This window comes from Shewanella electrica (genome assembly GCF_022321485.1).
Taxonomy (GTDB): Bacteria; Pseudomonadota; Gammaproteobacteria; order Enterobacterales; family Shewanellaceae; genus Shewanella; species Shewanella electrica.
Window position 1 is genome coordinate 1 of record NZ_JAKOGG010000593.1, and the last position, 248, is coordinate 248.

1 protein-coding gene is annotated in these 248 nt (G+C 57.3%); it reads left to right on the top strand.

What is annotated here, in order from left to right; all coding sequences use genetic code 11:
- Nucleotides 1–248 (top strand): transposase (locus L9G74_RS21550; RefSeq protein WP_238898882.1); only part of this gene is annotated, 248 nt, incomplete at both ends.

Consider the following 248-nt stretch of genomic DNA (forward strand, 5'->3'; position numbering starts at 1 on the left):
GGGAAAGCCAAGGCGCGCGTCGAGTTCGGAGCCAAGATCGCGGTAAGCATGACGAAGGGCTACGCGTTCCTTGATCGGCTATCTTGGGATAACTTCAACGAGAGCACGACGCTCATGGACGTGATCGAGAAGTATCGCAGCCGCATGGGATTCTATCCGGCTGTCGTCCAAGCGGATCAGATCTACCGCACACGCGAAAACCGGAGATTCTGCAAACAGCATGGGATTCGGCTCAGCGGACCGGCACT